The 18,133-nt window shown below is 55.4% G+C and carries 19 protein-coding genes and 1 pseudogene; 15 read left to right on the top strand and 5 right to left on the bottom strand.

From position 1 onward, the window contains the following. From C8K58_RS25285 to C8K58_RS25255, 7 genes and pseudogenes are all read left to right on the top strand, one after another. Nucleotides 1–222 (top strand): annotated as a pseudogene (locus C8K58_RS25285) (pili assembly chaperone); the annotation flags it as partial. Further along, entirely contained in the window at nucleotides 219–890 is a 672-nt protein-coding gene (locus C8K58_RS25280; RefSeq protein ID WP_108574549.1) for a chemotaxis protein, read from the top strand. The pseudogene C8K58_RS25285 and the gene C8K58_RS25280, both read left to right, overlap by 4 nt. Before the next feature lie 9 nt (nucleotides 891–899). Next, a complete protein-coding gene (locus C8K58_RS25275) occupies nucleotides 900–1,619 on the top strand; it encodes a TIGR03759 family integrating conjugative element protein (protein WP_108574548.1) in 720 nt (239 codons plus the stop codon). After that, nucleotides 1,601–2,149 carry a hypothetical protein gene (locus C8K58_RS25270; protein WP_054092812.1) on the top strand — a complete coding sequence of 183 codons (549 nt, stop codon included), beginning with the start codon at nucleotides 1,601–1,603 and terminating at the stop codon, nucleotides 2,147–2,149. Before C8K58_RS25275 ends, C8K58_RS25270 begins: the two co-directional genes overlap by 19 nt. After that, on the top strand, nucleotides 2,146–2,661 hold the full coding sequence (locus tag C8K58_RS25265) for an integrating conjugative element protein (RefSeq protein WP_054092813.1): 516 nt from the start codon (nucleotides 2,146–2,148) through the stop codon (nucleotides 2,659–2,661). Before C8K58_RS25270 ends, C8K58_RS25265 begins: the two co-directional genes overlap by 4 nt. 8 nt (nucleotides 2,662–2,669) lie before the next feature. Further along, a complete protein-coding gene (gene traD, locus C8K58_RS25260; RefSeq protein WP_054092814.1) occupies nucleotides 2,670–4,775 on the top strand; it encodes a type IV conjugative transfer system coupling protein TraD in 2,106 nt (701 codons plus the stop codon). An 88-nt stretch (nucleotides 4,776–4,863) separates the two neighbouring features. Beyond that, on the top strand, nucleotides 4,864–5,595 hold the full coding sequence (locus tag C8K58_RS25255; protein WP_108574547.1) for a TIGR03747 family integrating conjugative element membrane protein: 732 nt from the start codon (nucleotides 4,864–4,866) through the stop codon (nucleotides 5,593–5,595). A 202-nt stretch (nucleotides 5,596–5,797) separates the two neighbouring features. Here the strand turns inward: C8K58_RS25255 and C8K58_RS25250 are convergent, their stop codons facing one another. The 5 genes from C8K58_RS25250 to ugpB form a co-directional block, all read right to left on the bottom strand. Then, complete coding sequence (locus C8K58_RS25250) at nucleotides 5,798–6,304, bottom strand: NUDIX domain-containing protein (RefSeq protein ID WP_108574546.1); 507 nt, start codon at nucleotides 6,302–6,304, stop codon at nucleotides 5,798–5,800. A gap of 776 nt (nucleotides 6,305–7,080) precedes the next feature. Continuing rightward, nucleotides 7,081–8,184 (bottom strand): sn-glycerol-3-phosphate import ATP-binding protein UgpC, encoded by a 1,104-nt coding sequence (locus C8K58_RS25245; protein WP_108574545.1) that lies wholly within the window; start codon nucleotides 8,182–8,184, stop codon nucleotides 7,081–7,083. A gap of 2 nt (nucleotides 8,185–8,186) precedes the next feature. Continuing rightward, on the bottom strand, nucleotides 8,187–9,032 hold the full coding sequence (ugpE, locus tag C8K58_RS25240; protein WP_108574544.1) for a sn-glycerol-3-phosphate ABC transporter permease UgpE: 846 nt from the start codon (nucleotides 9,030–9,032) through the stop codon (nucleotides 8,187–8,189). Next, on the bottom strand, nucleotides 9,029–9,916 hold the full coding sequence (gene ugpA, locus C8K58_RS25235) for a sn-glycerol-3-phosphate ABC transporter permease UgpA (RefSeq protein ID WP_108574543.1): 888 nt from the start codon (nucleotides 9,914–9,916) through the stop codon (nucleotides 9,029–9,031). Before ugpA ends, ugpE begins: the two co-directional genes overlap by 4 nt. A gap of 51 nt (nucleotides 9,917–9,967) precedes the next feature. Next, on the bottom strand, nucleotides 9,968–11,284 hold the full coding sequence (gene ugpB / locus C8K58_RS25230; RefSeq protein WP_108574554.1) for a sn-glycerol-3-phosphate ABC transporter substrate-binding protein UgpB: 1,317 nt from the start codon (nucleotides 11,282–11,284) through the stop codon (nucleotides 9,968–9,970). 424 nt (nucleotides 11,285–11,708) lie between these two features. On the opposite strand from ugpB, the gene C8K58_RS25225 reads away from it, so the two are divergent. From C8K58_RS25225 to C8K58_RS25190, 8 genes are all read left to right on the top strand, one after another. Beyond that, the gene (locus tag C8K58_RS25225; protein WP_108574542.1) at nucleotides 11,709–12,479 is read left to right on the top strand and encodes a DeoR/GlpR family DNA-binding transcription regulator; all 771 of its coding nucleotides are present in this window, start codon (nucleotides 11,709–11,711) and stop codon (nucleotides 12,477–12,479) included. A 136-nt stretch (nucleotides 12,480–12,615) separates the two neighbouring features. Beyond that, nucleotides 12,616–13,422 carry a glycerophosphodiester phosphodiesterase family protein gene (locus C8K58_RS25220; protein ID WP_108574541.1) on the top strand — a complete coding sequence of 269 codons (807 nt, stop codon included), beginning with the start codon at nucleotides 12,616–12,618 and terminating at the stop codon, nucleotides 13,420–13,422. After that, entirely contained in the window at nucleotides 13,412–14,251 is an 840-nt protein-coding gene (locus C8K58_RS25215) for an inositol monophosphatase family protein (protein WP_218279011.1), read from the top strand. The genes C8K58_RS25220 and C8K58_RS25215 overlap by 11 nt, the downstream gene beginning before the upstream one ends. Then, complete coding sequence (locus C8K58_RS25210) at nucleotides 14,244–15,284, top strand: aldose 1-epimerase family protein (RefSeq protein ID WP_108574540.1); 1,041 nt, start codon at nucleotides 14,244–14,246, stop codon at nucleotides 15,282–15,284. Before C8K58_RS25215 ends, C8K58_RS25210 begins: the two co-directional genes overlap by 8 nt. A gap of 278 nt (nucleotides 15,285–15,562) precedes the next feature. Next, complete coding sequence (locus tag C8K58_RS25205; protein ID WP_108574539.1) at nucleotides 15,563–16,807, top strand: OprD family outer membrane porin; 1,245 nt, start codon at nucleotides 15,563–15,565, stop codon at nucleotides 16,805–16,807. Nucleotides 16,808–17,168: 361 nt separating this feature from the next. Further along, nucleotides 17,169–17,504, top strand: a complete 336-nt coding sequence (locus tag C8K58_RS25200; protein ID WP_054092826.1) for an RAQPRD family integrative conjugative element protein — start codon at nucleotides 17,169–17,171, stop codon at nucleotides 17,502–17,504. Further along, nucleotides 17,501–17,740 (top strand): TIGR03758 family integrating conjugative element protein, encoded by a 240-nt coding sequence (locus C8K58_RS25195; RefSeq protein ID WP_054092827.1) that lies wholly within the window; start codon nucleotides 17,501–17,503, stop codon nucleotides 17,738–17,740. The genes C8K58_RS25200 and C8K58_RS25195 overlap by 4 nt, the downstream gene beginning before the upstream one ends. A gap of 17 nt (nucleotides 17,741–17,757) precedes the next feature. Next, nucleotides 17,758–18,129: a TIGR03745 family integrating conjugative element membrane protein gene (locus C8K58_RS25190; protein WP_054092828.1), complete on the top strand. Its 372-nt coding sequence runs from the start codon at nucleotides 17,758–17,760 to the stop codon at nucleotides 18,127–18,129. Nucleotides 18,130–18,133: the final 4 nt, after the last annotated feature.

Below are 18,133 nucleotides of genomic sequence, written 5' to 3'. Positions count from 1 at the left end.
ACCGCGTCCGTGAGGGTGCTGTTTACTCGGCCCCTGCCCGCGGCCCATTACCGGCTTGGGCCAATCCCTTTGCGCAACGCCCTACAAGTGCTGGCGGGCCCCACCTGGCAACTTACGACCGACGAAGTCAGCCGTTCGGTCTGCTTCGAACAGCAGAAAACGGATGCCGGTGTCGCGCTGATCACACCCGTCTTGCCCCATCAATCGGAGGCGCGGCCATGAAAGCCTCAACGTTTCAAACCCTCATCATCGGGCTCCTTTGCTTGGCGGTCGCCGGGCTGAGCGGTGGTTTGTATAACCAGTACCAGCGCATGGCAGAACTGCAGAGCACGGATACCCAACACCTACAAACTCTGGACACCCTGCAACGTGATGCAAACGCCCTCAAGGATGCACAGGAAAAACTGCAGTACGCGCTGAAAGACCTGAAACAGATGGTCGATACCGGTGAGCAACAGGCCAATACCCTCGATCCGATGTTGGATCAATGGGCGCAAGAGATACAGGAACTGCGCGACGGTCTGGCAGCCCGCGCCACCGAGGCAGACCTGACAGCGCTGCGCGCACGCCTTGAACAGGTCGAGCGGCAGCTTCTGGACCTCAAGACTCAGCCATCCCCCCCACCGCCAAACTCTTCCGCGACCAAGCCGAAACAGAAGGCTCGCCCCAAGCCCGTCCCGCTCTCGCCACCGTTCTCGGTGTTGGGAGTCGAATCCCGTGGCAGTGAGCGCTTTTTAGCGGTCGCACCTCCCGACAGTCGCTCGCTCATGGATGTTCGGCTGCTGCATAGCGGTGAGCAGTTCGGCGCCTGGCACCTAAAAGTACTGGAGCCGAACTCAGCCATCTTCGCGGTGGCCGCTCAGCCAGACCAGACCGTGCAACTCCCTTGAGAAGCGATCATGAACAGAGCGCCACTACTCCCCGTCGTCTGTCTCGCTTCGCTACTGACTATGGGCGCTGCGATGGGCAACCCCGTCACGACACCGTCACGGAACCAGGACAAGCAGGTCGCGCCCTTGGGGCGCTCTGACTCTGAACAGGCGGCGAGCTGGGGCCTGACCGAGCAGGAGTGGACGCGCTTCGAACAGATCCAAACCGGCCCGCGCGGTTTCTGGAGCCCGAACCTCGATCCGTTGACCGCACTCGGGGTCGAGGCCCAGACCGACCAAGAGCGCCAGCGCTATGCCGAATTGCAGGTTTCGTTGGAAGCCAAACGCGCCGAGCGTGAATTGGCCTACCAAAACGCTTACACCGCGGCCTGGACCAAGCTGTTTCCCGGGCTGCTGCCGATCCAGGGCATGGCATCTTCGTCCCCTACCAGCTCATCGGTCGCCCCGCGCCCAGCACTGTTTGTGGAGGACCACTGCCCTGCATGCACCGCTGAAGCACAACGTTTGCAAAACAGTGACACGACGTTCGATATCTACCTGGTGGGCAGCCAAGGCGAGGATGAACGCGTCCGTCGCTGGGCTCGGCAAGCGGACATCGATCCGGCCAAGGTTCAACGCCGGCAGATCACCCTAAACCATGACCGTGGTCGCTGGTTCAGCCTGGGGGCCTTGGGGCCATTGCCCGCCACTTACCAACAGGTGAATGGACAATGGGAACGCCTCGACTGAGTGGTATTGCGCTCCTGCTGACGATGCTCGCCGTCCAGGCTGACGAACTGCCGCCTCCTGCCTACCAACTGGCGGCGCATGACGCCGACATCCCTTCTACGGTGCTGTTCGCGATTGCCCTGCAGGAGAGTGGACTCCGCGTTCGTGGTCGGCTGCTGCCCTGGCCTTGGACACTGAACATCGCCGGAACACCCTACCGCTTCGCCACTCGCCGGGCCGCCTGTTACGCCTTACTTCAGGCACTCGCCCGACATGACGCCAAGCGGGTCGATGCCGGACTCGGACAAACCAACCTGGGTTACCACGGGCAACGTTTTTCCAGCCCCTGCGAAGCCCTTGATCCCTACCGAAATCTCGCCGTGACCGCCGTGCTGTTGCAGGAGCATCACGCCGCTACCGGTGATTGGGTGTCAGCTGCCGGCCGCTATCACCGCCCGGCAGGAGGAACGCCGGCCGCGCGTTACCGCGCCGGCTTTTCCCGACAACTCGAACGACTGCAGGTTTCCTTCAAACAGGGCACACCACCATGAAGCGAATATCCCTTATCTGCTATTTCATCCTGCTCTTGGCTCCTTTCGCCCAGCCGGAACTGACCGTAGCCGGGGATCAGCCTAGCGACTTCACCCGACCCCATTTTCAGGTCGCCAGGCCGCCAATAAACAACAAGACCCAGCCTGATCGGGCCATGCATGCGGACCTGTCCACGTTTGCCGATGAAGCCTGGATACTACCCGTCCGCAGCTCTCACTTGAGCCCCGGCCAAATCACGTCTCGCGCCCTGAACATGCCGGGCTTACGGCCATTTTTCCTGGTCGGTGAGGATCCCCAGTCACTGGCTTGGTTGCGTCAACGCGCGACTGAACTGCAGGAAATGGGCGCGGCCGGTCTAGCGGTTGAAGTAACCGATACCGAAGCTTTGGCCCGAATTCGAGCAGCCGCTCCGGACATCACCATCCTGCCGGTCAACGGCAACGACATCGCCACCCGCCTGCAGATTGAGCACTACCCCGTCTTGATCACCGCCACCTCATTGGAACAGTGAGTCAGGTCATGGCCGAGCATGCGATGGAGTCCAAGCTCCGGCCAGCGGTGGAGCTGTACACGGTAGCGATCTGCATCGCCGCCGCGGTGTTGTGCGTGTACTCGCCCTGGGCTGTGGCCCTCTCACCCGAGATCGGGCTGGCTGCGGCGCTGGCCTATACCCTGTTCGGCCTTATCCGCCTGCGACAAGCCTGGGAGGTGCTGCGCTATCGGCGCAATATCCGCCGGCTGCCCCGCTACGAACTGACCAGTCGGCAGATTCCGGTCAGCCGTAAGCGTTTGTTTATGGGGCGCGGCTTTCGCTGGACCCGCCTGCACACCCAGCGCTTGGTCGAGGCCCAGGATCCGGCGGTCGCCCACTATGTCGACCAACCGACCAGCTACCGCCTGGCCCGTGGACTCGAACAGCGCCTGGAGCATGCACCGTTTCCGCTCTCGACATTGGCCCGTGTCACCGCCTGGGACAGTGCCTTCAATCCGTTGCGCCCTTTGCCCCCAGTCGGTGGCTCGCCGCTGTTGCATGGGGTCGAGCCCAATGAAACGGAAGTCAGTCTGCCGCTGGGCGAACGGGTCGGACACACCCTGGTGCTCGGCACTACCCGTGTCGGCAAGACGCGACTCGCCGAGGTGTATATCACCCAGGACATACACCGTGTCGAACACGAGGTAGTGATTGTCTTCGATCCGAAGGGCGATGCCGACCTGCTCAAGCGCATGTACGTCGAAGCCAAACGCGCCGGTCGGGAGAAGCAGTTTTATGTCTTCCATCTGGGCTGGCCGGAAATTTCAGCCCGCTACAACGCCGTGGGACGTTTCGGTCGCATCTCGGAAGTGGCGTCACGCATCGCCGGGCAACTCAGCGGTGAAGGCAACTCGGCGGCCTTCCGTGAGTTCGCCTGGCGCTTCGTCAACATCATCGCCCGCGCTCTGATCGAGTTGGGCCGGCGTCCGGACTACCTGCAGATCCAGAGACATGTGGTCAATATCGATGCGCTGTTCATCGAATACGCCCAGCAGTTTTTCGCCAAGACCGACCCGAAGGCCTGGGAAGTGATTGTCCAACTTGAAGGCAAGCTCAACGAGAAAAACATTCCCCGGCATATGGTGGGACGCGAAAAGCGGGTGGTGGCCATCGAGCAGTACCTGGCGGCCAAACGGGTATTTGATCCGGTAATGGACGGACTGCGTTCGGCAGTGCGCTACGACCGTACTTACTTCGACAAGATCGTTGCCTCGCTACTGCCGCTGCTGGAGAAACTCACCACCGGCAAGACCGCCCAGTTACTGGCCCCCAACTACACCGATTTAGATGACCCTCGGCCAATTTTCGACTGGATGCAGATCATCCGAAAACGCGGCATCGTCTACGTCGGTCTGGATGCGCTGACCGACGCCGAGGTGGCCGCCGCTGTGGGCAACTCCATGTTCGCCGACTTGGTCTCGGTCGCGGGCCACATCTACAAACATGGCATTGACCATGGCCTGCCCCAATCGGGTAACAACAGTGACAAGTTGCCGATCAACCTCCACGCCGATGAGTTCAACGAGTTGATGGGTGATGAGTTCATTCCGCTGATCAACAAGGGTGGCGGCGCTGGTATCCAGGTAACCGCCTACACCCAGACCCTCAGCGATATCGAAGCACGTATAGGCAACCGCGCCAAGGCCGGTCAGGTGATCGGCAATTTCAACACCCTGCAAATGCTGCGGGTGCGCGAAACTGCCACCGCAGAGCTGCTTACTCAACAGTTGCCCAAGGTCAACGTACTGACCAAGACCCTGGTGTCGGGTGCCACCGACACCTCCGATCCTGAGGCCAACACGGACTTCACCTCATCCTCACAGGACCGTGTCAGCAGCACCAGTGTGCCGCTGATCGAGCCGGCTCATATCGTCAGTTTGCCCAAGGGACAAATGTTCTCCTTCCAGGCCGGTGGCCAGCTGTGGAAAGTCCGCATGCCGTTGCCAAAACCCTCCAACGACGACGCCATGCCCAAAGACCTGCAGGAACTCACTCAACGGATGCGGGCGTCTTACAACGAGCAGGCGGGACAATGGTGGAGCGCAAGCGGTGGTGGTCCAACCACAAGCTTCGATCTGGATCAGGTGGGGTAGCCCGGCCGCCACAGGTTTCGATTCAGCAAACACGTATTCGGCAGGCGCCGTCGCGGCATCAACTTAACGGTGTGCAATGGAGTAAACGATGGCGACTTCCGTCCAGAACGCGCCGCCACAACCGATCCAGCGCCCGGGATTAATCGTCTCGGCGATTGGCTTGGTTTTACGCATCATCGGTTTGCTGGTCGCCTCGTTGCTGTTTTCGATCCTGATCGAGTTCGCTGGCCTGCTGCTGTTCTGGGGTGATCAGGGTTGGCGGCACAGCCAAGCTATGTTGACGAACGAACTGGGCTGGCTGAGTGAGCACTTCAAATCTTCACTCATCATCCAACAACCTGGACAAACGATTGGCCAGTGGTTGGAGCTCCTCAATCAGTGGTTGTTGGTCAAGACAGGCTTCGCGGATTTTGCCCAGCAGGCGCGGGCTTCGAGCCAAGGCAACGGCTTTTGGGGCTGGACCAATCAGCTCTACGTACGCATTGAAGATTTCGTGCTGTCGGCGGTGTATGTCACTTTCACCTTCGTGGTGCGCCTGACCATTCTAGTCCTGGCGACACCCTTGTTTCTGCTGGCCGCACTAACCGGTTTTGTCGATGGTTTGATGCGCCGCGACCTGCGCAAGTTTGGCGCCGGGCGAGAAAGCAGCTTTGTCTATCACCGCGCCAAGCGAGCAGTTTTATCCCTGTTGATCGTGCCCTGGATCATTTACCTGTCCCTGCCCTTTTCGCTCAATCCTATGGCCGTATTTCTGCCTTGTTCCGTGATGCTTGGGGTGACCATGGCAATCACGGCGGCGACGTTCAAAAAATATATCTAGATGCAACACAAGTGCTAATTTCTTTATTTTATTCGACAGATGACATGCGGGCTTGGCGGCCGCAATCCTCTCGAAAAGCCCCTTGAAGTGATGCCCAGGCAACGATCTTTACAGGCAAGTAATCTTGCGTCTCCCCAATATGTCTTCTGCAGTAGGCAGACGCGCTACCACTTCAGCGGCAGTAGTACACTTCCACGGTATATCACCATGTCATCGCTATTTCCCGAAACCAACTTACAAGGCCACACATGCTGTCCGTGCTTACCGGGTCTACGGTATAGGCGGCCGAGCCGACTACAACCGAGTAACCTTTTCGCCCATTCCTCACACCATCAATTAATGCCTCAACAACTCCAGTGACTTCTTGCTCGTCTAGCTCTTTCAACGTAAACCAACGGCACTCCTCAATCTCGTTACATGGTCGCGGTTCCACGACCAGTGATGCAGAGCTCTCAAATAGGTGATGGATGATATGAGTGTCTTTAAATTCAGCTATGTAAGCCAGATGCGCTAACTCTAAACCCGTTTCCTCAGCCATCTCACGGAAGGCAGCTTCAATAGCAGTCTCGTTCTGATCGAGACGACCACCAGGTAGGTTCCATTTAGAGTTAGCCTTTCGCTTGCGTACGAGCAGCACCTCCTCTCCCCGATGGTATATCACCGTCGCCCTTTGCTTCGTGCGCTTAATCTTCGCCGGCTTGGGTATCATCACACTGTTCGCTCCACGCTATTCTAGACCAGGGTTCGACATTACTTGCAAAGGTAGAACTTCAGTCCTCTTCGTCCCCTTTAACTACCGCAAAGCCATTATCAGTTTTGTGTATTTTGATCTCCCAAAAACCAAATTCGCCGATATAAAGTATTGACTGCGGCGCTCGTCTTTTATGTAGGATCACTGCGTTCCTGCTGGCATAAAAGGTGCAATCCATTCTTCGAAGAACCCTCATGCTCGTACCACGCTGGCCATCCTCCCACCTGTCCCGACCATGATCCTCCAACCGTGTAGCTCCGTCGGGCAATTTCTAGACACTCCGCCTTCGTCGGCACAGCGATCGACATTCCAAAAGGTGGTGTAAGGTGCGTAGCTGGTGGCGTTAGGTACATGTAGTTTTTGGTTTTCTTCACCAGAGCCCAACCTTGACTTAGCAAAGTTTTATTTATCGATTTCGTGATATCGAAACAGTAAGCAGTTGGGCCAAACTTGCTGTGTGCGATACCACTTGGAATGATCTTTATGATTCGAATTAGCCATCCCGGCGGTACATGGCTACTGGCGGCGCGTTCGTGTTTAAAGCAAAAATTGCTGGTCATGGGTCATTTCTTTCAAGGAAACTTAGACCACGCTTACGTTGTGTATGCCAAGTCTATGAAGCGGATCTGATCGTTGCTCCGTTTTACAAAGCGTTATATCGGCGCAACCCTGCCAAGTAACGGCTATCAGCCGGGCATGGCCTGACAACCGCTTGAGGGGCAGAGCTGGACCGATCAACCAGTGCGCATATTAGAAAGAGTTAGCAGATCAAGACGCTTCCCCGACTTGGCATCGAAGAAATGCAAACTCTCGGCTGATAAATGGAACCAAAGTTTGCTCCCCGGCTGAGGGCGTTCATCGTGCGGCAAGCGAATTATCAGGCCCGCATCGCCAATACGACCGTGAGCCAGGTTATCTGCCCCCAAAAGCTCCAACGTCTCGACAACCATGGAGATCCCGTAATCCTCGCTCTGAGCGCGCGTGATATGTTCCGGGCGAACACCCACGACGATCTGCTTGTTTGCAAGGCTCGGTTTGCAGAAGCCCAGCGGGATCATCTCCCCAGAGTTGAGCTTCAGGCGCGTTCCGGTGTTGTCAATGTGACCGGCCAACAGGTTCATTGCCGGCGCGCCGATGAAGGACGCTACGAACAGGCTTGCCGGGCGCTCATAAACGTCCACAGGGGTGCCAATCTGCTCCACGATGCCCTTGTTCATGACCATGACTCGATCGGCCAAGGTCATTGCTTCAACCTGATCATGCGTCACGTAGATGCTGGTCGTTTTCAACCGTCGATGAAGTAGCTGAAGCTCAAGGCGCATTTGCACCCGCAGGCGTGCGTCGAGGTTCGACAGCGGCTCATCGAACAGGAACACCTCCGGCTCACGCACGATTGCCCGCCCCATTGCGACCCGCTGACGCTGACCGCCTGAAAGCTCTTTCGGGCGTCGGTTCAGCAACTGGTCCAGCTCCAAGCTCCGGGCAGCGTCCAGCACACGCTGACGGATCTGCTGCTTGTCCATACGGCGAATCTTCAACCCGTAGGACATGTTTTCTTCAACGGTCATGTGAGGGTACAACGCGTAGTTCTGGAACACCATGGCGATGCCCCGATCCTTGGGCTCCGCATTGGTGACTTCTTTGCCACCAATTTCGATGCTGCCGGAAGTCACTCGTTCCAGCCCGGCAACCATCCGCAACAATGTCGATTTTCCACAGCCAGACGGCCCCACCATCACCATGAATTCGCCGTCTTTGATTTCTACGTCCAAGGGCTGGATGATCTGATTCTTGCCATCGTACGACTTGGTTATTGCCTTGAGGGTTACGCTTGCCATGTTTATTTCTCACTCTCGACCAGGCCGCGTACGAAGGCACGTTGCATGACGAACACCACCACAATCGGCGGAATTAAAGTTAAAAGGGTTGCCGCCATCACCTCATTCCACTGCGTCGGCGATCCGGTTGAGGAAATCATGCTCTTGATGCCAGCTACAGCTGTTGCAAAGCTTGGGTCATTGATGACCAGTAAAGGCCAGAGGTACTGGTTCCAGCCGTAGATGAAAGTGATCACGAACAGCGCCGCAAGGTTGGTTTTCGAGAGGGGAATCACTACGTCCCAGAAGAACCGCATTGGGCCTGCACCGTCGATTCTTGCTGCCTCGATGAGCTCATCGGGCAGCGCGAGGAAGAACTGGCGAAACAGGAACGTGGCAGTCGCTGATGCCATCAGGGGCAGCGTCAAACCGCTGTAGCTATCCAGCATGTTGAGATCCGCGATGACTTGCACTGTGGGGAAGATTCGAACCTCCACCGGCAGCATCAGCGTGACGAAGATCATCCAGAAAAAAAGACCTCGCAGTGGAAAGCGAAACCACACCAGAGCAAACGCTGAGAGCATGGAGACTGCAATCTTGCCGATGGTGATGCTCAAGGCCATCACCAAGCTGTTCAGCATCATAATTCCGAATGCTGGCCCGCTACCGTTGACGCCATGCGACCAGATCCGGGATATGTTCTCCCATAGATGGCTACCAGGTACGAGCGTCATTGGCACTTGGTACACCGCATCTCCGTCCAGAGTGGCGGCGACGAATGCGATGTAAAGCGGAAACAGAATGGTCAGGGCACCCAGTGCCAGCAAGGTGTGGCTGAAGATGTCCAGCCCGGGTCTTTTCTCTATCATTGGTATTGCACCTTGCGTTCAACAAAGCGGAACTGAATTACCGTCAACCCGATAACCAGCATCATGAGAACCACGGACTGCGCGGCCGACGACGAGATATCCAGACCAGCGAAACCCTCGTGGTAGATCTTGTAGATCAGCGTTGACGTAGCTTGGACCGGGCCACCACCCGTAGCGGCATCGATCACAGGGAAAGTGTCGAAGAACGCGTAGATCAAATTGACGACCAGCAGGAAAAAGCTGACCGGCGCGATGAGAGGAAGCGATATGGTGAAGAAACGGCGGACTGGGCCTGCGCCATCAATAGCTGCAGCCTCGACCAGCGATTTCGGCACCGACTGCAACGCGGCGAAGAAGAACAGGAAGTTGTAACTTATCTTCTGCCAAATGGAGACCAGCACGATGAGGAACATTGCCTGGCCGCTGTTCTGAGCGTAATTCCATTCATAACCCAGACTGTTCAGACCGTAGCTGAGCAGCCCGATCCCCGGGCTGAACAGAAACATCCAAAGCACTGCCGCTACCGCCGGAGCGACTGCATAGGGCAAGAGCAGTAGCATTTGATACAGCTTGCGCAGACGCACCACGTAGTCGACCAACGCAGCGAGCAGGAGGGAGAACACCATCCCGCACACCGTCACCAACGTACTGAACTTAAGTGTCGTCCAGAAGGAGTCGATGTAGCGAGAATCATTGACCAAGTGCCGGAAATTTTCCAACCCCACAAATGTGCTCGAAACTCCGAACGGATCAGTACTGAGCAAAGATTGCCAAAGAGCTTCCCCAGCCGGCCAGAGGAAGAATATGGCAGTTATAAGCACCTGAGGCAGCACTAGGAGATAGGGCAGCGCGCTGGTGCGAAAGACCGGTCTGGATGAAGACATAGCTCACTCGAAATAGAAAATGACGTGAATCGGATTGCCTGCAAAGCTGGACTATTTCACTTGCTGCTCGAAGCGACGCAGTTGCTCGTTGCCGCGTGTAACGGCGCTGTCCATCGCAGCCTGCGGAATAGCGGCACCCGCCCAAACTTTTTCTAGCTCTTCACTAATGATGGTGTTGATCTGCTGCAGGCTTCCTACGCGCACGCCTTTAGTGAAAGGCAAAGGATCTTTGTTCTGCAGCTGCTTTGCAGCGACATCGGCGCCCGGATTGGCATCGTAGAAACCTTGTTGCTTGGTGAGCTCATAGGCAGCTTTTGTTACAGGTACATAGCCGGTCTTCTGGTGCCATTGCGCAGCATTCTCCGGCTGTGTAACAAATTGCATGAACTGTGCGACCCCGTTGTAGGTATCTGGGCTTTTGCCCTTCATCACCCATAGGCTGGCCCCGCCCACAAGAGAGTTCTGAGGCGCACCAGGCACTCCTTCGTCATAGGGCATCATGCCGACACCAAAATCGAATTTCGCATAACGCCGGACGGTTGTCAGGGAGCCGGAGGATACGGTGGCGATGCCGCAATCGCCGCTGTAGAACTTGCTGATCGCGTCGTCCTTCCGGCCGTAGTAGGACATGTCACCGGCCTTGTACATGTCGGCAAGCATTTGAATGTGAGCGACTACGGTTGGGTTGTTGAACACGAGAGACGAATCAAGCCCGTCATAGCCGTTGTTCTTGGTGGCTACAGGCAATGCATGCCAAGCGCTGTAGACCTGGATGTGCTGTACCGCCATAGCTCCGGATGCGTATCCGCAGGTCATGCCAGCCTTGCGAAGGGCGGCTGCATCCTTCTGCACTTCCTGCCAGGTCCGCGGCGCCTGATCCGGGTTTAGGCCTGCCTTTTTGAAGGCGTCCTTGTTGTAGAACGTCACAGGTGTTGAGCTGTTGAAAGGCAGAGAAGCCAGATCGCCATTCGAATCGCTGTAGTAGCCCGCTACAGGTGCCAGAAATTGCTTCTGATCGAACGGAATCCCTTGATCCTTGAAAAGCTGATGCACTGGAACAACCGCTCTGGAGTACATCATCGTAGCGGTGCCAAGATCATAAACCTGAAGAATGTCGGGTGATTTCCCGTTCCGTACTGCAGCGATCCCATTTGCCAGGCTCTGCTCATAATCGCCTTTCAAGGACGCAATGACCTTGTAGTCCGGATGCGATTGGTTGAAGCGCGACACCAAGGAGTCGATCTGCTCACCATTAATCCCATCCATCGAGTGCCAGAAGGTGATTTCGGTTGCTGCCAATGTATGTCCGCTTACCGCGAGGCCTACTAGAGCGGCCATCAAGCTACGACGCAAATTCACCATGGACATCATGTGTTCCTCTATCGGTTAGTGACCATGAGCGAAATCGCGCATGTTCAAAATTTGGAGGTACCTTGGCACTGCTGTGTGAAATTCAGGTAACAGCTTCATTGCATATTTGTGTCACTGGCACGCTGTAGGGCACGCAATACATCGCTCATCACAGCACTGCATTACATCTGTGACTGGGAGTCCCGAAGATCAAGCGCTCACCCAGCACCAGCTGGGGGTTAGTCGCGATTGGCGTTTTGAAGATTCAATGCTGCTCTGTCACAGAGCGTTAACAAAGTCGCGATACATTTCGCTCACATGATCGCAATCGATCATGCGTTGGAACCTAGTTGAACGTGGCTCAGAGCTGTCATACCGCCAATGATTTATTTCGCTCACACGCTCGGAAAACGTCAAAAACTGTTGAAATGAAGGCTTTGCGATGAACACTGCAGAAGAGCGTCAGACCAAAATAGTCGAGCTGGTGAACGAGGAGCGGTTCCTCGACATCAGCTCCTTGACGAAGCGACTCAATGTATCTGTGGCCACCGTCCGGAGGGATCTGGATGAGCTTGAGCAGGGTGGCCTGCTGCGTAGAACGCACGGTGGTGCTGTAAGTATCAACCAGGTGGCCCAGGAAGCGCCCCACGCAACTCACGCAGTGTCCAACCTGCCCCAAAAGGCCGCCATTGCAGGTATCGCGGCAGGAATGGTGGCAGATGGTGACGCCGTCCTGCTCGACGCTGGCACGACCGCACTTGAAATAGCAAAGCTTCTTTCCGGCCATAAGGGCCTGACTGTCATTTCCAATGGCGTTGATATCCTCAATGAGCTGATTCGCCATAACAGGCACAAGGTTTACTCGGTGGGCGGTGAGTTCACTGACATGAATCGTTCATACCGTGGTCCCTTGGCGGAAAATTTTGTTCGCCAATTCAACGTCGACCGACTGTTCGTAAACGCAAGCTCTGTCGACTTGGAGCGTGGTCTGATTTGCACGACTTGCCCAGTGAACGCGGGCATCCAAAAAGCAATGATTGAGGTATCACGGCGAGTAATTGTCGTCGCTGACTATTCAAAATTTACCAAGTCGAGCCTGTCGGTGACCATGAAGATTGAAGAAGCTGACACCATCGTCACTGACAAAGGCGCGCAGGGCATCATCAATAGCGCGCCAGAGCGCCTGCGGAAAAAATTTATCGTGGTCGGTTAACCCCGCGCCTGATCTCGCTTCATATGAAGCGAGAGTAGGAGCCGCCTAAAAACAAGGAAGGCACTGCGACTATCCATACATGGATAGTGTTCGCACGGGCCCCTTTTTGCCTAAAAAAACACTTTGAGGAGATGAGATGAACCCACTAATGATGACGCCCGAGACGATCCGAGTTGCCGGGCATCGTGGTCATAGCGCCGGGGCGCCTGAAAACACGCTCGCGGCATTCAGAAAGGCCCGTGAATTCGGCGGAGTAGGCGTGACCTGTGAAACGGACCTGGCGATGACAAGCGATGGGGAGCTGATCCTGCTCCACGACGACACGGTTGACCGTACTACCAACGGTCGTGGCTTAGTTAGCAAGATGACCTACGCCGAGATTACCAAGCTTGATGCCGGCAGTTGGTTCAGCGCTGAGTACCACAGCGAGCCAGTCCCACGCCTGCGCGACGCGCTGCAGTTTGCTCGCCAGCACGGGATCATTTACCAGGTTGAGATCAAGACCTATAACCAGAACCACCTTTTTTTCCCCAAGCTCAGGGCTCTGATCGACGAGCTAGGGTGTGCCGACCTGATGCAGTTCTCGTCCTTCGACTTCGCGCAACTGCGAGATCTGAAGAAGGCCATTCCGGAGGTGCCCACCGTTGGCATTTCTCACTCGCGGATGATCGATCCCGCAGCACTAGCCAAGCAAGCGAACCTGGATGCTATGAATATAGAGTTTCCCCACTTCGCAAGTGGTGAAGCACTGCAGCTCAAAGAGGCCGGCATTGCTGCGTTCATGTACCTGCCTAAACCGGAGTTGCTCAAGCCACTGCGGGCTTACGGCTGGGACGTACGAGCTGAGGTTGTTCGCTGGGTGCGTGACGGCTGGATGGACCAACTCCTTTGTGACGACGTTGAGTTGGTGGCGGCAATCAAGGACGAAGCAAATGGTAAATGATATGCGCGCCACTTGGTCGCCAGATGTAATCGATCGAAAAGTAATGGAGTCCATTGCTCGTGACGCAGGAGTGGTAGCCCTTAAGCATTTCTCCTCGTTATCAAATGTACAGGTGGAGTCCAAGGGCCATCTCGATCTGGTTACTGCCGCTGACAGGGAGGTCGAAGCGCTCCTGACCGCGAGTTTGCTGGAGGCCTTTCCCGCCGACAGCATCTACGGTGAAGAAGGTGGAGAAATCCGTGGCACTACAGGACGCACCTGGGTAATCGATCCAATTGATGGCACCTTCAATTTTGTTCGAGGTGGCCAAAACTGGGGGATCTCAATCGGGTTGTTTGAAAATGACCAGCCAGTTTTCGGGGTCATCTATGCGCCTGTCCGCGACCTGATGCTCAGTGGTGGAGATGGTTACGAAACACAAATGAACGGAATCGCCATGGCAGCTTTGCCGCCATTGATCCCTTCCCAAGGATCAGCTGGGATCAGCTTCCATCCATCCGTCCCAACCGCGGATCGCCTCGAGGTCGTCCGCTTCGTGATAGAGGATTTGGATTTCGCCTTCCGTATGGGCGGATCAGCGACCCTTTCGCTCATCGAAGTAGCGATGGGTGAAACAGACGGCTATGTATCACTGGGCGACTCGACCTGGGACGTCATGGCAGCGGTACCGATTCTGCGAAACCTTGGCGCAGTCCATTCCGTTGATTGGAAAAATACCGGGTTGGACGAGAAGCTACGTTGGGCCTGTGGCAGTGAGGACTTCCTCAAGAGCGTCACGCCATTGCTGGAAAAAATGAACGCAGCCCAAACGGGTAGAACCCATGTCTGATCTGTCTCGCTCCGGCATCCATATGCCTAATGACAAGTTACGGGAACTCACTGTGGATGGCCGGGGCGTTGCAGATATTCGACTGGTCCAGGTAGAAGACGGGCCAGGCCGAGGGCAGCGCCTGCTGCTTGTTCGCAACGGTACCGGTATTGGCATAGAGATCGCGCTGGATCGTGGCTTCGATATCAGTGCCGCGACCTGGCGTGGGATCAACCTAGGCTGGAACAGCGCCAACGGTATGCCCTGGCCTGCCCATCCGGCAGACGCCGAGAATGGTGTCGGTCTTTACAGAAACTTTGACGGATTCATGGTGACGTGTGGGCTGGACCACATCGGCGGTGCAACAAATGGAGAAGCAGATCACTTCATCCATAAGCACCGCAAACAGGTTTTCTATCCTCTCCACGGCCGTATCTCCAGCCAGCGCGCCACTCTGATCAGCTATGGTGTGGAATGGGACGAAGAGGTTCCAATCATTTGGGCTGAGGGGGTCGTTAAACAAAGCGCCGTATTCGGTGAGAACCTGGTGCTCAAACGTCGCATCTCACTCGATGTGTTCGGCTCCACTATAAACGTGCGAGATCGCGTCACTAATGCTGGCTTTCGTCCGACATCTCACGCGCTGTTGTACCACGTTAACTTCGGCTATCCATTTCTGAATCAGCATATAGAAATAAGCGGTGACATCTGCCAAAAATTTTGCGCGGCGTTTAATGCCGAAGACAAGCTACCATCGAGTAATTTCAGAGACTTTTACCAGCAAGTCCCTGTGGACTGCCAAAGCACACGGACCACGGTCGAGCTCCACAATCACCATTTGGCGGGCGGTGTTCGCGTCAGCTTGTCGTTCCCTGGTAATGCTTTGCCGGATTTTGGCGTATGGCGTGCATACCAAGCAGGAGTGTATGCGTTAGCACTTGAACCCGCGAGGTCGGCTACAAACAATTGCAGTTCAAATGAGGGCGTTATGCTACAGGCAGGAGAAGTGCAAAAATACGATATCAGTATAAAAATTGGCTCACCAATAGAGTAAGCGACCCGAAATCTAACTTACGAAGTTTTGATTTTTCTCTTTGTATAGTTCTACGGTTTCCGACACCCGCTCGAAGTGAGCTAGCCCGCAACATTACAACAAGAACCATCGCAACTTGAGTTGATAAGAAAGCACACCACTTCGTATTGAGGTGGTGCGCATAGCTTCGCCAAAAATACGATTTTTGAACCATCTTCCGCATATAGCAGGCGCGTCGAGTTCAGTTTCGCGCATGCTTAATGTAACCGTTATTGCTGACCAAACTTAGGAGTTTCGAAATGAGTTTTAAAAAGCTTGGCGTGTCGGCTATCCTTTGCTCTTTTGGAGCCTGTCAGCCGGTATTTGCAAGTGCCCAATCCGAGTCGTCTGGGTTCATCGAAGGATCCAAGCTGAACCTCAATATTCGTAACGCCTACGTCAACCGCGACTTCAGGGGGCGGCAGCCCACCTACAACTACCTACAAGAATGGTCTCAGGCCTTCACAGGCGTTTTTGAGTCTGGCTTCACTCAGGGTACTGTAGGTTTCGGTGCGGATTTGTTTGGCGGATACGCCGCCAAGCTCGATTCCAGTGGCGGACCAGCAGGCTATCTGGAATACGACTCCCAAGGCCCCAAGGATGACCTCTCAAGGTTCGGTGCAGCAGCAAAAATGCGCCTATCGAACACTGTAGTTAAGCTTGGGGACCAGTTCCTTCAGTTGCCTATTCTCAGCACCAGTGACTCCAAGGCACTTTTTGAAATGGCGCGCGGCGTGACCGTATCGAGCAAGGAGATCCGAAACCTCAAACTCGATGCTGGTCATATAACGGGCTTAACCTACCGTAACCAATCGAACTACGACACCGAGCACCTGAAAAGCTTGGATTATGTGGGGGGCGTGTACAAATTTGATGATGTCATTCCTGGTTTCTCCAGCAGCGTCTATTACGCCAAAACCGATGATTTCTGGAAAAAGTATTATCTCAACCTGAATTATATTCAGCAGCTAGGGGTAGGCCAGACCTTGACCTATGACGCTAACTTTTACCATACCAAGAGTATTGGCGAGGAGCGGAAGGGAGAGAAGGACAACCTTTTTTCAAGCTTTCGTTTGATTTACGGCCTAGGGGCACACACATTCACCCTCGGTTATCAGGGGCTAACCGGGAAAGGGGACTGGAACCACGGACCGGATGGCAATGGGACCTATTGGGTGTTCAATAGCATGCAGATTTCGGACTTCAATCATGAAGACGAAAAAACGTTAAACCTCAGGTATGACTATGACTTTGTCGCGCGGGGCTACCCAGGCCTGAAGGTGATGCTACGTACCGGCCGGTCCGATGGCTACAAGGACGGCCATGGGAACAACATAGACGGGCGAGCCATAGAGAATGACGTAGCTGCGAGTTATGTAGTCCAAAGCGGCCCTGCCAGCGGGCTATCGTTTGTGCTGCTCGCAGGGAAATATCGTAGCACTGTTAAGGGGGCTGACGCGGACGAAATCCGTTTTACTACCAACTTCCCGATAAACATATTTTAATACAATCAATCAGCATTTACGCCTTATCGCCGCATCGACCAAACGTTCAAGATAGACTGCTAGTCTTGCTTGCTTGTGGCACCTCATTACGCGCGAACGTATCTCACGACTACTTCTAGATCGGAATGATCGTACTGGTACCTTTAGCTCTGCATAGATACTGAGTTAAGTTGGACCGCCGCGATGGTTGTGTGGCCGACCTTTGTCGGCCTTTTATTCCGAAAGATCAAAGGGGCACTTAGCTGTAACTAAACATCCCCCGTACCTCCCCAGAATAAACGATACATCAGACCTCAGGTTTGTTACTGACGAAATCGACCTCTGACTTGATGCTGCCCTCAGATCCATAAGGGCCAACATCATGCCAACTACCCTTGTTCGCTGCTTGTTACTAATCTCATTGGCTATCGTCCATGGCGGTAGCTATGCCGCCTCCGCCCATGAACAAGATCAATTCAAGCTGATCCAGCAGCAGCTCGACACTATCGAACGCCTATCCGCTCAAGCCGAGAGATCCAGCAACGCTCAACCGAATGAGCGCTACCGCTTCGACTATGTCCAATTGACCCAAGACATCCAGCGTATCCGTCACGGTGTGCAGGGCTATCTCTCTCCTTCTCGCGCTCAACCCCGCGATCCCACTGAATTGGTCGGCGATTATCGCCTCGACACCCCGTCCGTGGAGTCCTCGCCATGAGCATGACTGAAGCTCAGACCGCTGCCTTCCAAAACGCTTCCGGCTTCACACCGCAGAGCAGCTCGACGCTGTGGATTTCCCTGGCTTTGGTCCTAACCCTGCTGTGGTGTGCCTGGGTGATGTGGACGGCTTACCGGGGATGGGCTGCCGGCACCGTCCGCTTCGGCGCGTTTGGCGGAAGTGCCGCACGCGTACTTCTCACCTTGCTGGTTTTGATGTTCTTCACCCTGTCCTAACACCGGAGATCACCGTCATGCTCAAGTGCCTTATCCCTCTAAAAAACAACCTGCGTGATCGTACGAACCAGCGCGTGATCGGTCTGCTGCTGGTGCTCGGTCCAAGTTTGGCTTTTGCCGAACTACCGACCATGGAGGCGCCTTCACGCGGTGAAGGTTCCGGGTTGATCGAGACGATCAAAAACTACGCCTACGACGGCGGCATCCTGCTCGGCCTGCTGATCGCCCTGCTCGCTTTTCTCGGTGTGGCTTGGCATTCCCTGACCGTCTATGCCGACGTGCAAAACCAGCGCAAGACCTGGAAAGACCTCGGCGCCGTAGTCGGCATCGGAGCCCTGCTGGTGGTAATCATCATCTGGTTCCTGACCAAGGCTGCCGCGATTCTGTGAGGTC

The sequence above is a fragment of the Pseudomonas sp. GV047 genome (genome assembly GCF_003058245.1).
Lineage (GTDB): Bacteria > Pseudomonadota > Gammaproteobacteria > Pseudomonadales > Pseudomonadaceae > Aquipseudomonas > Aquipseudomonas marginalis.
The sequence above is the reverse complement of the archived record's forward strand: the minus strand, read 5'-3'. Positions and strand labels throughout refer to the sequence as shown.